Annotated in this window: 12 protein-coding genes and 1 pseudogene; 5 read left to right on the forward strand and 8 right to left on the reverse strand. The window is 60.7% G+C overall.

Going from position 1 to position 13,378, the window contains the following annotated elements; translation table 11 throughout:
* Window positions 1-165 precede the first annotated feature (165 nt).
* The 3 genes and pseudogenes from EC919_RS03885 to galU form a co-directional block, all read right to left on the reverse strand.
* A pseudogene (locus tag EC919_RS03885) lies at window positions 166-1,824 on the reverse strand (ATP-binding protein); the annotation flags it as partial.
* A 159-nt stretch (window positions 1,825-1,983) separates the two neighbouring features.
* Window positions 1,984-3,339, reverse strand: a complete 1,356-nt coding sequence (gene gorA, locus EC919_RS03890; protein WP_133771391.1) for a glutathione-disulfide reductase — start codon at window positions 3,337-3,339, stop codon at window positions 1,984-1,986.
* Window positions 3,340-3,475: 136 nt separating this feature from the next.
* Window positions 3,476-4,318 carry a UTP--glucose-1-phosphate uridylyltransferase GalU gene (gene galU, locus EC919_RS03895; RefSeq protein ID WP_133771393.1) on the reverse strand — a complete coding sequence of 281 codons (843 nt, stop codon included), beginning with the start codon at window positions 4,316-4,318 and terminating at the stop codon, window positions 3,476-3,478.
* A 361-nt stretch (window positions 4,319-4,679) separates the two neighbouring features.
* Here galU and EC919_RS03900 point away from each other — a divergent pair, with 361 nt between their 5' ends.
* Window positions 4,680-4,865 (forward strand): hypothetical protein, encoded by a 186-nt coding sequence (locus tag EC919_RS03900; protein WP_133771395.1) that lies wholly within the window; start codon window positions 4,680-4,682, stop codon window positions 4,863-4,865.
* Between the two features lie 203 nt (window positions 4,866-5,068).
* Complete coding sequence (locus EC919_RS03905) at window positions 5,069-5,350, forward strand: hypothetical protein (RefSeq protein WP_133771396.1); 282 nt, start codon at window positions 5,069-5,071, stop codon at window positions 5,348-5,350.
* A 57-nt stretch (window positions 5,351-5,407) separates the two neighbouring features.
* On the opposite strand, the gene EC919_RS03910 is transcribed toward EC919_RS03905, so the two are convergent.
* Window positions 5,408-5,764: a hypothetical protein gene (locus EC919_RS03910; protein ID WP_133771398.1), complete on the reverse strand. Its 357-nt coding sequence runs from the start codon at window positions 5,762-5,764 to the stop codon at window positions 5,408-5,410.
* Between the two features lie 215 nt (window positions 5,765-5,979).
* Here EC919_RS03910 and EC919_RS03915 point away from each other — a divergent pair, with 215 nt between their 5' ends.
* From EC919_RS03915 to alkB, 3 genes are all read left to right on the forward strand, one after another.
* Window positions 5,980-6,285, forward strand: coding sequence for a DUF1883 domain-containing protein (locus EC919_RS03915; protein ID WP_133771400.1), 306 nt, complete (start codon window positions 5,980-5,982; stop codon window positions 6,283-6,285).
* Window positions 6,286-6,365: 80 nt separating this feature from the next.
* Entirely contained in the window at window positions 6,366-6,545 is a 180-nt protein-coding gene (locus EC919_RS03920) for a hypothetical protein (RefSeq protein WP_133771402.1), read from the forward strand.
* 30 nt (window positions 6,546-6,575) lie between these two features.
* Window positions 6,576-7,253, forward strand: coding sequence for a DNA oxidative demethylase AlkB (gene alkB / locus EC919_RS03925; RefSeq protein WP_133771795.1), 678 nt, complete (start codon window positions 6,576-6,578; stop codon window positions 7,251-7,253).
* Between the two features lie 635 nt (window positions 7,254-7,888).
* On the opposite strand, the gene EC919_RS03930 is transcribed toward alkB, so the two are convergent.
* From EC919_RS03930 to gnd, 4 genes are all read right to left on the reverse strand, one after another.
* A complete protein-coding gene (locus EC919_RS03930) occupies window positions 7,889-9,694 on the reverse strand; it encodes a glycoside hydrolase family 15 protein (RefSeq protein ID WP_133771404.1) in 1,806 nt (601 codons plus the stop codon).
* Window positions 9,695-9,791: 97 nt separating this feature from the next.
* The gene (locus EC919_RS03935) at window positions 9,792-10,610 is read right to left on the reverse strand and encodes an HAD family hydrolase (RefSeq protein WP_133771406.1); all 819 of its coding nucleotides are present in this window, start codon (window positions 10,608-10,610) and stop codon (window positions 9,792-9,794) included.
* Complete coding sequence (zwf, locus tag EC919_RS03940) at window positions 10,607-12,130, reverse strand: glucose-6-phosphate dehydrogenase (RefSeq protein WP_133771408.1); 1,524 nt, start codon at window positions 12,128-12,130, stop codon at window positions 10,607-10,609. The genes EC919_RS03935 and zwf overlap by 4 nt, the downstream gene beginning before the upstream one ends.
* Window positions 12,130-13,107, reverse strand: a complete 978-nt coding sequence (gnd, locus tag EC919_RS03945) for a phosphogluconate dehydrogenase (NAD(+)-dependent, decarboxylating) (RefSeq protein WP_133771410.1) — start codon at window positions 13,105-13,107, stop codon at window positions 12,130-12,132. The genes zwf and gnd overlap by 1 nt, the downstream gene beginning before the upstream one ends.
* Between the last annotated feature and the right edge of the window lie 271 nt (window positions 13,108-13,378).

The following is a 13,378-nucleotide window of genomic DNA, read 5'->3' on the forward strand; positions in this document are numbered from 1 at the left end:
GCAAAATCGTCGGCAAGAACTCATTGGCAAAGCTCATGCTGACGATTGGTTTTGACTATAAGGATGCTTTATTAATAGAAGACGTTGTGGGTAGGGAAGGATTGACCCAACCTGCCCATTCATGTGGACAGGCTTCGCGGGTAACGCCGGTCCCACCCAAGTGATTCAGCGTGACTCGATGAGGCTACGCACGCGTACGGCGAGTTCGTCGATGCTGAAGGGTTTGGTGAGCAGATCCATGCCATCGTCGAGGAAGTCGCCACGCACCTCAGCTTCCCGCGCATAGCCGGTGATGAACAGCACCTTCAGCCCGGAACGATGCTGGCGGGCCACTTCTGCCAGCTGGCGTCCGTTCAAACCCGGCAGCCCGACGTCCGTCACCAGCAGGTCAATCGGCTCGGCGCCCTGCAGCACGATCAGCGCCTCATGGCTGTCGCAGGCCACGTTGACGCGATAGCCGAGGTCTTTCAACACATCCACCACCAGCATGCGCACGTCAGGTTCGTCTTCGACCACCAGCACGCGCTCGCCCAGGCTGGCGCGGGGCGGTTCGATGCTGCGAACGACGGCAGGTGGAAGTTCGGCCACATCGTGATGACAGGGCAGCAGCAAATCAATCCGAGTGCCGCGCCCCTCTTCACTGGAAATACTCACCCGGCCACCGGTCTGGTTGATGAAGCCATAGACCATCGACAGGCCCAGCCCGGTGCCCTGCCCGATCGGCTTGGTGGTGAAGAACGGGTCAAAGGCCCGCGCGATGACCTCGCTGGACATGCCCTGCCCGGTGTCCTGCACACGCAGGCGCACGTAGTCACCCGGCGCCAGCGCATCTTGCAACAGCCGAATATGGGTCAGTTCGGTCTGGATCAGCAGCCGGCCGCCCTCGGGCATCGCGTCGCGGGCGTTGATGACCAGGTTGAGCAAGGCATTTTCCAACTGATGCTCATCGGTGTTGGTCAGGCACGAGGTCGTGTGCAGATCGACTTCCAGCTCGATGCTTTCGCCAATGGTCCGGCGCAGCAGTTCTTCCATGGACACGACCATGTGATTGACGTCCACCGGCCGCTGGTTCAGCGACTGGCGACGGGCGAACGCGAGCAGGCGATGGGTGAGCGATGCGGCGCGGTTGGCCGACCCCATGGCGGCCTCAATGTAACGATCAATCTCCGACACGCGCCCTGCGGCCACCCGACGCTGAATCAGGTCCAGCGCGCCGAGCACGCCGGTCAGCATGTTGTTGAAGTCATGGGCAATACCGCCAGTCAGCTGGCCGATGGCGTCCATTTTCTGCGCGTGGCGCAGCGCTTCTTCCGCCTGGGCGCGCTCGTTGATTTCGATCTGCAGGCGTTCATTGCTTTCCGCCAGCTCGCGGGTGCGCGCGGCGACGCGCTGCTCCAGACTCTCATTGAGCTCGCGCAGAGCGTCCTCGGCACTGACCTGCGCCGTGATGTCCGTGCTTGTGCTCAACCAATGGGTGATGCTGCCGCGCTCATCGCGGATCGGCAGCGCGCGGGAGAGAAACCAGCGGTACTGGCCGTCCTTGCCCCGCAGCGGAAACGTGTCCTCCCATAACGAGCCAGTCGCGAAGCAGCGCTGCAGACGCGACTCGACCCGCTGGCCATGGTCAGGGTGATGCAACGATCGCCAGCCCAGCGCCATCATCGCCTCATGGGATGTGCCTGTGTAGCTGTACCAGCGTTCGTTGTACCAATGGATGCGCCCGGCGGGATCGGCGATCCAGGCCAACTGACTCATGTTGTCGGCGAGGCTGCGAAACTGCCGCTCACTTTCTTCAAGCGCTTCGGTTCTGGAAAGCGCCTGGTCGTCAGGTCCTGCTGGATTCAAGGGCATGGCTGCCGAAAAACTCGTGCTGGTCAAAGAGTGGGTCCGTCCCTAAAAACAATGGCTCGTCCAGCTTCCTCCATGGAGGCCGGACCGTTCACGTGTGTTGTGCTTTGTTCAATAGCGGGCGCTGGGTAACGCTTAGCGCGTCGGGGTGCGCATGGTGACGAATTCTTCCGCCGCCGTAGGATGCACGCCGATGGTGTCGTCGAAAATCTGCTTGGTGGCGCCGGCCTTGAGTGCGATCGCCAGGCTCTGGATGATCTCGCCGGCGTCCGGGCCGACCATGTGGCAACCCAGCACGCGGTCGGTTTTGGCGTCGACCACCAGCTTCATCAGGGTGCGTTCCTGGTTGTCGGTCAGCGACAGCTTCATCGGCCGGAACTTGCTTTCGAACACCTGCACTTCATACCCGTCCTTCATGGCTTCGGCCTCGGTGAGACCGACCGTGCCGATGTTCGGCAGGCTGAACACGGCGGTGGGAATGTGGCGGTAATCCACCGCACGGTACTGCTCGGGCTTGAACAGGCGCCGCGCCACGGCCATGCCTTCGGCCAGCGCCACCGGCGTCAACTGCACGCGGCCAATGATGTCGCCGACGGCGATGATCGACGGCTCGCTGGTCTGGTAGTCACCGTTGACCTTGATGAAGCCCTTGTCATCCAGCTCGACGTTGACGGTGTCCATGCCCAGGTTGTCGAGCATCGGACGGCGCCCGGTGGCGTAGAACACGCAATCGGTGTTGAACGTGCTGCCGTCGTTCAGGCTCAGCTGCAAGGTACCGTCGGCCAGCTTTTCGATGCTGTTGATTTCGGTCTTGAAGCGGATGTCCATCTCGCGCCTGGCGAGTTCTTCATGCAGGTGGATGCGCACGCTTTCGTCGAAGCCGCGCAGGAACAACTCGCCACGGTACATCAGCGACACGTCAGCGCCCAGGCCGTTGAAGATCGAGGCGAACTCCACGGCGATGTAGCCGCCGCCTACAACGACGACGCGCTTGGGCATCTGCTCGAGGAAGAACACTTCGTTGGAGGTGATGGCGTGCTCGCGGCCTGGAATATCCGGCACCTGTGGCCAGCCACCGGTGGCAATCATGATGTGCTCGGCGGTGTGGACCTGGCCGTTGATTTCGATTTCATGGGGGCCGCGCAGGCGCGCATGGCCTTCCATCAGTGTCACACCGCTGCTGTCCAGCAGTTTGCGGTAGACGCCGTTGAGGCGACTGATTTCACGGTTTTTGTTGGCGATCAGGGTGGGCCAGTCGAAATGCGCCTCGCCGCTGCTCCAGCCATAGCCTTTGGCTTGTTCGAAGTCTTCGGAATAGTGGGCGCCATAGACCATCAGCTTCTTCGGTACGCAACCGACGTTGACGCAAGTGCCTCCCAGATAACGGCTCTCGGCGACGGCCACGCGCGCCCCGAAACCGGCGGAAAACCGCGCCGCCCGGACGCCGGCCGAGCCTGCGCCAATTACAAAAAGGTCAAAGTCGTAGCTCATGTGTCTCTCCTAAGCGATGCGCTAGCATAACCGCTTGAGCGCGCTCGGCAAGTTCCGCAGGACAGAAACGACAAAGCCACCCGAAGGTGGCTTTGTCTGACAGCACAGCTAGACGCTGCCTACCGATACAGATGCATCACTGAGTCGATTTGCCGGTCTTGTAGAAGTGCTCGAAGCAGAAGTTGGTTGCTTCCACATAACCTTCCGCACCGCCGCAGTCGAAACGCTGACCTTTGAATTTGTAAGCCAGGACGTTGCCCTCAGCCGCTTGTTTCATCAGGGCGTCGGTGATCTGGATTTCGCCGCCTTTGCCTGGCTCGGTGTTTTCGATCTTCTCGAAAATGTCCGGGGTCAGGATGTAGCGACCGATGATGGCAAGGTTGGACGGAGCGACGTCCGGCGCCGGCTTCTCAACCATGTCCGTCACGCGGAACAGGCCTGGCTTGATTTCTTCGCCAGCAATTACGCCGTACTTGTTGGTTTCGTTTGGGTCGACTTCCTGAATCGCAACGATCGAGCACTTGTACTGCTGATGCAGCTTGACCATCTGCGCCAGCACGCCGTCGCCATCCAGGTTTACACACAAGTCATCCGCCAACACCACGGCGAACGCTTCGTTACCGATCAGCGGACGGCCGCTCAGGATTGCATGGCCCAGGCCTTTCATTTCGGTCTGGCGAGTGTAGGAAAAGCTGCACTCGTCGATCAGTCTGCGGATACCGACCAGGTATTTTTCCTTGTCGGTGCCCTTGATCTGGTGCTCGAGCTCGTAGCTGATATCGAAGTGGTCTTCCAGCGCGCGCTTGCCGCGGCCGGTGACGATGGAGATTTCGGTCAAACCCGCAGCAAGTGCTTCTTCCACGCCGTACTGGATCAGTGGCTTGTTGACAACTGCCAGCATCTCTTTAGGCATGGCCTTGGTCGCTGGCAAGAAGCGAGTGCCGTAACCGGCTGCAGGGAACAAGCATTTCTTGATCATATAAATCCTTGATGAGCTGGGGGTGTTGCGGCGCAGTCTAATGAGGCGGCAGTAACCTTACAATGCCGCTACTGGCCGTTCGCTGCCTAGGTAGAGGAACGCTGACGCAGATAGTTCCGCAAATCGTTCCGCAGACAGTTCCGCAACTAGCTCAGCAACGGCCTTCCTCGACACGCTTCACCCACTGATTATTGGAGTTCCATGCTGTCCTTCGTACGCGGGCATCCAGCGCCGCGTAACCGCCGTTCTGTGACCTTCGCAAGCGTAGCCCTGTTCGCCATCGCGCGTGGGAAATTGTGCGATTGCCCTTTGGCATTTGCCGATTATCATGGGCGCCTGAATCACTAATCGAGACGAGTCGATGTCTGAAATCAAAAGCGTTAACGGGTACCAGATCAAAAAGCTCCAGGACGGCCAGTGGTGGCTGGTCGGCCACGACGGTGAAGCCGTGGCAGGCCCGTTCTCCAGCGAGAGCAGCGCCATTGAGGTCGCCGCCGTGTTTGAAGACACGCCAGCCCCGCGTCGTCGGGCTGACAAGAAAGACTGATAACCTCGCCCGGCCAGCTCTGCAACGGGGCATGGCCCGGGCGGTATTAACGAAAGCTGACGCGCAGGTGCGGTTACATCAGAGCGCATCATCCTGCAAAAAATGTCGGGTGATGCCGGAACGATGGCACCCGCCCCAAGTCTGAGACTTGCAATCTCCTGGCAGCACACTCCACACCGGCCCTCATCGCGAAGCATTCCACCATGATCAAGATCTTATCCGTCATTGCTGTACTGGCCCTGACCGGGTGCGCGACTGCGCAGAACACTTACCTCAAAGACGGCAAGCAGGGCCTGAGCATCGACTGCTCCGGCGAAGCCATGTCCTGGGCCGCCTGTTACGAAAAGGCTGACGCCTCCTGCGCGGGCACCGGCTACAACATCGTCAGCACCAACGGCACGCCGCAACCCAAGGAAGATGACAAGACCCTGGGCGTCGATGTCGGCAATTACAAAAACCGCACAGTGCTGGTGGTCTGCAAATAACGTCGCTGCCGCTTCACCGCTTGAGCCGCGACACGTTTCAATAGCGTCTCAAACGCCTCACTCGCCCGAGATACAGGCCGTCACGGCGTGCTGCACGTCTTTGGGCCGCAGCGGGTTGTTCGACATGCGCTCGAACAGCTTGATCGAACTGCCACTTGAGCGGGTCTCGATGTCGACGATGGCAGCAGGGTCACTGCTCAACAACTTCTGTGGAACGATGATACGCAGCCCCTCATGGTGCGGCTCGATCTGCGGCGGCTTGCGGCTGTCCGAGATGCGTCCCACGAAGCACGCGGCATAATCCTTCGGCGACTTGCCGGACATGACGCTCATGGTCGCAGGGGTGTGTTCGATGTCCGTAACTGTGGCGCAACCGGTCATCGCCAGGGCCAGAATAACAACCGCCAATTTCATACAATCCCTCCAGTAAAGGTGCTTACGACAAGCCCGACCCGGATTAAATCCCGTGGGTCTGCTTTTTTAACTGCCCGCTCAAATACCGGCCTTGCTCTCAGCGCGGCGCCGATCGGAGCTATGGGCAGCGCAATAAAAGCCGCCGGGATGATCAATGCCCAGGCTCGCCGTGCTATGGTTTCGGGTTTTCGAGAACGCTGTCTCCGGAGACACCCATGAAATTCGTACACCAGCGCGAGCACCTCAACGAAGACGACATGGTCGTCATCGAGTGCTCCCAGCTTTGCAACATACGCCTGATGAGTGATGCCAACTTCCGCAGCTTCAAAAACGGCGGCCGTCACACCTACCACGGCGGCGCCTTCGACCGTTTTCCGGCCAAGATCGCGGTACCCAGCACCGGGTTCTGGAACATCACCATCGACACCGCTAGCCGCAAACTGGACAGCAACGGCGGGCGCAAAACCGCTTTCACCCATTCGATCAAAATCGTCCGCCGCTCGTCCTCGCGTCTGAGCTGATGCGCCATTGAACACCGGATGGCGTGAAATCTTCGTGTTTTTTTTGCGAACATCCGGTCAGCTTTTCCAAGGAGTCAAATGTGAGCAGCCCTGCCCCCGTCGTCAAATATGCCATCAGCTATAAGCTCAACGGCGAGCGTCGTTTCGAATTTGCCCTGTTGCAGTCCCCTTCCGCCGAGGAAGCGCTGGCGGCCCTGCAGAAGATGCACGGCGACGGTGACGATGTCATCAGCGATGTGAAGGTCAGCAAGGCGCTGTAGGCTCAATCTAAAACGGGGAAGCCCATGGTGATGCAGCGTAAAGGCACGACGCCGGCGACGTTCGATCTGTTCGCGGAGGATACGCCGCAACCGCCTTCACGGGAGCAGATCGGGCCGGAGTCCTACGTGTTCCGTGGCTTTGCCCTGCCCTTTATCGAGCCATTGCTGCCGGCCCTGGAGTCGGTTCTGACTCAGGCGCCGTTCCGCAATATGGTGACGCCCGGTGGTTACACGATGTCGGTGGCGCTGAGCAGTTGCGGGGAGTTCGGCTGGACCACTGATCGAAGTGGCTATAAATATTCTCAAGTTGATCCACTTACGGGCCAGCCATGGCCGGCAATGCCCCAGCTCTTCATGGAGCTGGCGGTGGCGGCGGCTTCGGCGGCAGGGTTTGCGGGGTTTGTGCCGGATGCGTGCCTGATCAATCGTTATATCCCCGGGGCGAAGATGTCGCTTCATCAGGATAAGGATGAGCGCGGTTTGGAGTGGCCGGTGGTGTCGGTCTCGCTGGGCTTGCCGGCGATGTTTTTGTTTGGCGGGCTTGAGCGCGGTGATCCGACTCAGAAGGTGCCGTTGTTTCATGGGGATGTGGTGGTGTGGGGCGGGGTGGATCGGTTGCGTTTTCATGGGGTGTTGCCGATTCGGCAGGCGGAGCATCCGCAGTTGGGGGAGCAGCGGATTAATTTTACGTTTCGGAAGGCGCGGTGATCAGTTTGAGATTTAACGACAGATCAAGATCAAGGGCGTCTGCCTGGGGGCAGACTGTTTCGCCTTCGGCGCCTTACTTTTGAAAAGCACCAAAAGTAAGCAAAAGTGCTTGCTCTCGGTTGGGCTCCTCCTTCGTCGGAGTACCCTCACTTCGGTCTCGCTCCGTGGGCCCGCGCCGAACGGACATCCCTGTCCTGACGGCGCTCTCGCCGCATCCATGCGGCTCGGCCCACTGCGCGAAACCTGCGCTCAGCCTGCACCCAAGTCGCGATTGCGGTGACTGAACCTCTTGTGTTTGAAGATCAAAAGCGAGAAGCAGATCAACAGCTTCCCGGCTAAAGCCGGTCCTACGGGGCGTACGCCGGTGCTTTTGTGGGACCGGCTTTAGCCGGGAAGAGGCCCGTGTGAGCACGTTCAATCTCGCGGCATAACGCAAAACCAGCCCCCTCATTCGATCGTACCCACGCTCCGCGTGGGTATGCATCCCGAGACGCTCCGCGTCCATCTGAAGCTGAAGCCGGTCCTACGGGTTGTACGCGGGTGCTTTTGTGGGACCGGCTTTAGCCGGGAAGAGGCCCGCGCGGGCACCTTCAATCTCGGGCTATAACGCAAACCATCCCCCAATCACCCCTCCACTAAGAGCGCGCAGCCGCGCGGCTTTTCACGGGGCACATCACCCGGTGCAGGTTGAGTGCGGTATTGATGATCCCAATGTGGCTGAAAGCCTGGGGGAAGTTGCCGAGCATGCGGTTTTGCTGGGGGTCGTATTGTTCGGCGAGGAGGCCGACGTCGTTGCACAAACCGCACAGGCGTTCGAAGAGGATTTGGGCTTCGTCATCGCGGCCTTGCAGCACATACACGTCAGCCAGCCAGAACGAGCACACCAGGAAGGTCCCTTCGCTGCCAGACACGCCGTCAGTGCTGCGTTCGCTGTCGTAGCGCAGCAGCAGGCCGTCTTTCATCAGCGATTGTTCGATCCGCGTGACGGTGCCGGTGACCCGCGGGTCGTCGACGGGGAGGAAGCCGGTGAGCGCGATCTGCAGCAGGCTGGCGTCCAGTTCCGTGCCGCCATAGGTCTGCACAAAGCTGCCCAGCGCGGCGTCGTAACCGTTGGCGCAGACGTCGGCGTGGATCTGATCGGCGACCTCCCGGTAATGCCTGCCCCGTTCGCGATCTTCCGGGTCATCGCTCTTGGCCAGCACCCCGGCATTGCGGTCGAACGACACCCACGCCATGACTTTGGAATGGGTGAAATGCCGCGGTGCCGAGCGGATTTCCCAAATACCGGCGTCCGGCTGATGCCAGACTTTTTCCAGAAACGGCATGATCACTTTCTGGATTTCCGTACTGCGTGGCAGCGCCGGCAAACCGTTTTTGAGCGTCTGAGTCATGGCGTCTGCGACTTCGCCGTACACGTCCAGCTGCACCTGACTGGCCGCGCCATTGCCGACCCGCACCGGCCGCGAATCCTCGTAACCCGCCAGCCACGGCAGTTGGTACTCCGGTAATCGCCGCTCGCCCGCCAGGCCGTACATGATCTGCACCTGATCAGGGTTGCCGGCGATGGAGCGCAGCAGCCAGTTGCGCCAGGCGGTCGCTTCTTCGAAGTAGCCCAGGTTCATGAACGCCAGCAGGGTCATGGTCGCATCGCGCAGCCAGCAGAAGCGGTAATCCCAATTGCGCTCGCCGCCCAGCTGTTCGGGCAGCGACGTGGTCACCGCCGCAACGATCCCGCCGGTGGGCGCATAGGTCATGGCCTTGAGGGTGATCAGCGAACGCTTGACCTGATCCGTCCAGGGCCCGACATCTGGACAGCGTGAGGAGAAATCAAGCCAGAACGCTTCGGTCTGCCGCAGCGCCAACTCCACGTCGAAGCCCCCGCGCACCGGCTCGTGGGAGGCCTGCCAGGACAGCGCGAAGCCCAGCCGCTGACCGGCTTCAACGCTGAACAGGCTCTCGGTGTGATGGTCCATCGGGTGCAGTTCGGCAGGCGTGCGCAGGACCAGCATGTCCGGACCGGCAACGGCGGTCATGGTGTGCGGCTCGCGCTTCTCGACCCACGGCACGGTGCTGCCGTAGTCGAAGCGGATCGCCAGGTCCATCGAGAAATCCACGCGCCCTTCCACACCCACGACAATGCGCACCACGCTGCTGTCGATCTCCATGGGCATGAAATCGATGAGCAGCGCCTGTCCGGTGTCGGTGGTGAAGAGGGTTTCGAGAATCAGCGTGCCGTCGCAATAACGGCGGCGCGATTGAGCACTGCCGTCAACCGGGGCCAGCTTCCAGCGCCCGTTGTTGCTGTCGCCGAGTAGCGCCGCAAAGCAGGCCGGCGCATCAAAGCGCGGGAAACACAGCCAGTCCAGCGACCCGTCGCGAGCCACCAGCGCTGCGGTCCGGCAGTTGCCGAGCAGCGCGTAATCTTCGATCAATACAGCCATCGGGCAGTTATCCCTCTTGGTGAGCACCTTATTCTTGTTGTGCGCCGTGCCCTTGAGTAGCTGCACCCATGAGTAGCAGCGCAACCGCTGCCCCGAATCATCGAGGCAGGATGTAACGCTCGATAGCCTTGGCCAGCCCGTCATCGGCATTGCTGTCGGTGACGTAGTTGGCCTGTGTCTTGACGCTCACTTCGGCCTGCCCCATTGCGATCGACAGCCCGGCGCGGAGGAACATCGCCACGTCGTTGCCCGCATCGCCGATGGCTGCGGTGTGGGCCAGCGGCACGCCCAACGCATCGGCCAGCGTCTCGAGGGCCGTGCCCTTGTTGGCGTCCAGCGCAGTGACGTCCAGGTAATAGGATTGTGAACGCGCTGCCAGTGCAGACTCGGCAATCAGCGGGTTCAGCTTGGCCTCGAGGCGCTTGAGCAGCTCGAAGTCCTTGCTCGCCGCGACGATCTTGTCGATGCGGTCAAGGTACTCGTCGAAGCTGTCGACCTGAACGAAATCGTAGCCCAGCGTGTTGCGCTCGTGGTCGACGTAATCGCCTTCGGGATTGAGCAGAAACCACTGGTCATCGGCGAACACCCAGACCGCCACCGCCTCGCTCGCGAACAGCTCAAGGCTGGTGCGCGCCGCTGCAGCATCAATGCGGTGGGCCTTCAACAGGCTGCCGTCAGGATTGATGATGTTGGCGCCGTTGAACGCCACGGTCGGCAGCGTGATGCCCAGCGCTTCGATCTGCTGACGCATGGCACGGGGCGGACGGCTGCTGGCGACCGAGAAATAAATACCGGCCTCCTGCAGCTTGCGCACGGCGTCGATGTTGGCCTGGCTCAGGCTGTGATCGGGGTGCAGCAGCGTGCCGTCGATGTCGGACAGCATGAACTGGATGAGGGACTGCGAAACGTCACTCATCCCAGGCGCTGCCAGGTGCGGCCGTCGCGGGCCAGCAACTCATCGGCCGCCGACGGCCCGTCTTCGCCCGCATGGTACAGCTCCACTTGCGGATCCTTGGCCCAGGCATCGATGAATGGCTGCACGGCGCGCCAGCCATTTTCGATGTTGTCGGCCCGCTGGAACAGGGTCTGGTCGCCGGTCAGGCAGTCATAGATCAGGGTTTCATACCCGGTCGACGGCTGCATCTCGAAGAAGTCCTTGTAGGCGAAACCCAGCTCGATGGTCTGCATGTCCAGGGTCGGGCCGGGCTTCTTCGCCTGCAGATCAAACCACATGCCTTCGTCCGGCTGGATCTGGATCTTCAGAAAGTTTGGCGCGGGGCGGTCGACATCGGTGTCGCGAAAGTGCGCGTAAGGCGCGGGTTTGAAGCAGATGGAGATCTCGGTGTCGCGCACGCTCATGCGCTTGCCGGTGCGCAGGTAGAACGGCACGCCCATCCAGCGCCAGTTATCGATCATCACCTTGAGGGCAACGTAGGTCTCGGTGTTGCTCTCGGAATCGACACGGTCTTCCTCGCGATACCCGGTCACGGCTTTGCCGTCGATGCTGCTTTCGGAATACTGGCCGCGCACCGAGTTGGCCAGCGCTTCCATTTCCGACCAGGGCCGGATCGCGCCGACCACCTTGGCCTTTTCGCCACGAACGGCGTCGGCGCCGAATGCAGCCGGCGGCTCCATCGCTACCATCGCCAGCAGCTGGAACAGGTGATTGGGGACCATGTCCCGCAGCGCACCGGTGGTTTCGTAAAAGCTGCCACGGGTTTCGACGCCCACGGTTTCAGCCGCAGTGATCTGCACGTGATCGATGTAATGGTTGTTCCAGAACGACTCGAAAAGACCGTTGGAGAAACGGCTGACCAGAATGTTCTGCACCGTTTCCTTGCCCAGATAGTGGTCAATCCGGTAGATCTGCTTCTCGCTCATGACCTTCAGCAAGCAGTTGTTCAGGGCCACAGCACTGGGCAGATCGTGGCCGAACGGCTTCTCGATCACCACGCGACGGAAGCTCTCGTCGTCTTCGACCATCAGCCCGGAAGAGCCCAGACGCTGCGTCACTTCGCTGAAGAAACGCGGCGCGGTCGCCAGATAGAACACGGCGTTGCGGGTGCCCGTGCTCTTGATCTTTGCGTCGATGTCCGCGTACGTGGAGTCGTCGAGAAAGTCACCGGTGATGTAGGTGATGCGTTTCGACAGGCTGCCCCACAGCGCCGGATCCAGAGGCTCTTCGCCGCCCTGGGCGACCTTGCTGGCCGCCTCCTGACGAATGAAATCCTCGAGCTTTTTGGCGAAATCGGCGTCGCTGACGGTGTTGTGGTCAACGCCGACGATGTGCAGGTCCTCGCCCACCAACCCGTCACGAAACAGGTTATAGAGCGCCGGCATCAACAGCCGTTTGACCAGGTCACCATGGGCGCCGAAGAGGAACAGCGTGGTCGCCGGAGCGACCGGCGCATTCTGCTTGCTGCGGGATAAACCCATTATTTTGGTTCCTTATGACCACCGAATCCGAAACGCATGGCGGACAGCATCTTGTCGCCGTACGTGCTTTGTTGACGGGAGCGGAAGCGGGCGAACAGCGAAGTGGACAGCACGGGGACCGGTACTGCCTGCTCCATGGCCGCCTCGATGGTCCAGCGGCCTTCACCGCTGTCGGCTACGGAGCCGGAATAGGCGTTGAGCTGTGGGTCGGTGGCCAGCGCGTCGGCGGTCAGATCCAGCAGCCAGGAGGAGACCACGCTGCCGCGACGCCAGACTTCAGCGATGTCGCCCAGGTTCAGGTCGAAGCGCTGTTCAACCGGGAGGTTGTCCGAATTCTTGGTCTTGAGGATGTCGAAGCCTTCGGCGAAGGCCTGCATCATGCCGTACTCGATGCCGTTGTGGATCATCTTGACGAAGTGGCCTGCGCCCGGCGGGCCGGCGTGGATGTAACCGTGCTCGGCACGCGGGTCGGCGTCTTTGGCACGGTCCCTGGTGCGCGGGATGTCGCCGATGCCCGGGGCCAGAGTCTTGAAGATCGGGTCAAGGCGCGTGACGACGTCGGTCTCGCCGCCGATCATCATGCAATAGCCGCGTTCCAGGCCCCAGACGCCGCCTGACGTGCCGACATCGACGTAGTGCAGGTTTTTGTCTTTCAGCGCGACAGAGCGACGCACGTCGTCCTTATAGAAGGTGTTGCCGCCGTCGATGATCACGTCGTCGGCATCGAGCAAAGTGGCCAGCTCGTTGATGGTGTCTTCGGTCGGAGCGCCAGCAGGCAACATCACCCAGACGGCTCGCGGCTTTTCCAGCGCCGCCACCAGTGACGCAAGGTCATGGGCTGGCGTGGAGCCTTCGTTGGCGAGCACGGTGCGAGACTTCTCATCGCGATCATAGACCACAGTCGTGTGGCCATTGAGCATCAGTCGACGTGCGATGTTGCCGCCCATGCGGCCTAGTCCAACAATCCCGAGTTGCATGTAGAGGTGCTCCTTAATCAAATTCAGAGGTGCCTCAGTTTATAGCCCAGTGCCGCATAGTGGGTTAGTCCGGGGAGGCAAACTATGGTTTCCCGGTGAAAAAAGTTTCATGTGCATCGGCACAGAGGTCTGCAAGACTGCCTTATGACGCACGTTTTCGCGATCAAGAAACGTTCGCGACAATCAAAAATAAAAAAGTTCCTTTTTTACGCAAAAGAAATCAGAATCCCGGCCGATAGAGGTAGTGAGCAGGACATGCCGAGTAGCAGAC

This window comes from Pseudomonas graminis (genome assembly GCF_004364335.1).
In the GTDB taxonomy this organism is placed as follows: domain Bacteria; phylum Pseudomonadota; class Gammaproteobacteria; order Pseudomonadales; family Pseudomonadaceae; genus Aquipseudomonas; species Aquipseudomonas graminis_D.

Coding starts and splice junctions, on each gene's coding strand:
- gorA (WP_133771391.1), bottom strand. CDS start 3,339: ATGAGCTACGACTTTGACCTTTTTGTAATTGGCGCAGGCTCGGCCGGC.
- galU (WP_133771393.1), bottom strand. CDS start 4,318: ATGATCAAGAAATGCTTGTTCCCTGCAGCCGGTTACGGCACTCGCTTC.
- EC919_RS03900 (WP_133771395.1), top strand. CDS start 4,680: ATGTCTGAAATCAAAAGCGTTAACGGGTACCAGATCAAAAAGCTCCAG.
- EC919_RS03905 (WP_133771396.1), top strand. CDS start 5,069: ATGATCAAGATCTTATCCGTCATTGCTGTACTGGCCCTGACCGGGTGC.
- EC919_RS03910 (WP_133771398.1), bottom strand. CDS start 5,764: ATGAAATTGGCGGTTGTTATTCTGGCCCTGGCGATGACCGGTTGCGCC.
- EC919_RS03915 (WP_133771400.1), top strand. CDS start 5,980: ATGAAATTCGTACACCAGCGCGAGCACCTCAACGAAGACGACATGGTC.
- alkB (WP_133771795.1), top strand. CDS start 6,576: ATGCAGCGTAAAGGCACGACGCCGGCGACGTTCGATCTGTTCGCGGAG.
- EC919_RS03930 (WP_133771404.1), bottom strand. CDS start 9,694: ATGGCTGTATTGATCGAAGATTACGCGCTGCTCGGCAACTGCCGGACC.
- EC919_RS03935 (WP_133771406.1), bottom strand. CDS start 10,610: ATGAGTGACGTTTCGCAGTCCCTCATCCAGTTCATGCTGTCCGACATC.
- zwf (WP_133771408.1), bottom strand. CDS start 12,130: ATGGGTTTATCCCGCAGCAAGCAGAATGCGCCGGTCGCTCCGGCGACC.
- gnd (WP_133771410.1), bottom strand. CDS start 13,107: ATGCAACTCGGGATTGTTGGACTAGGCCGCATGGGCGGCAACATCGCA.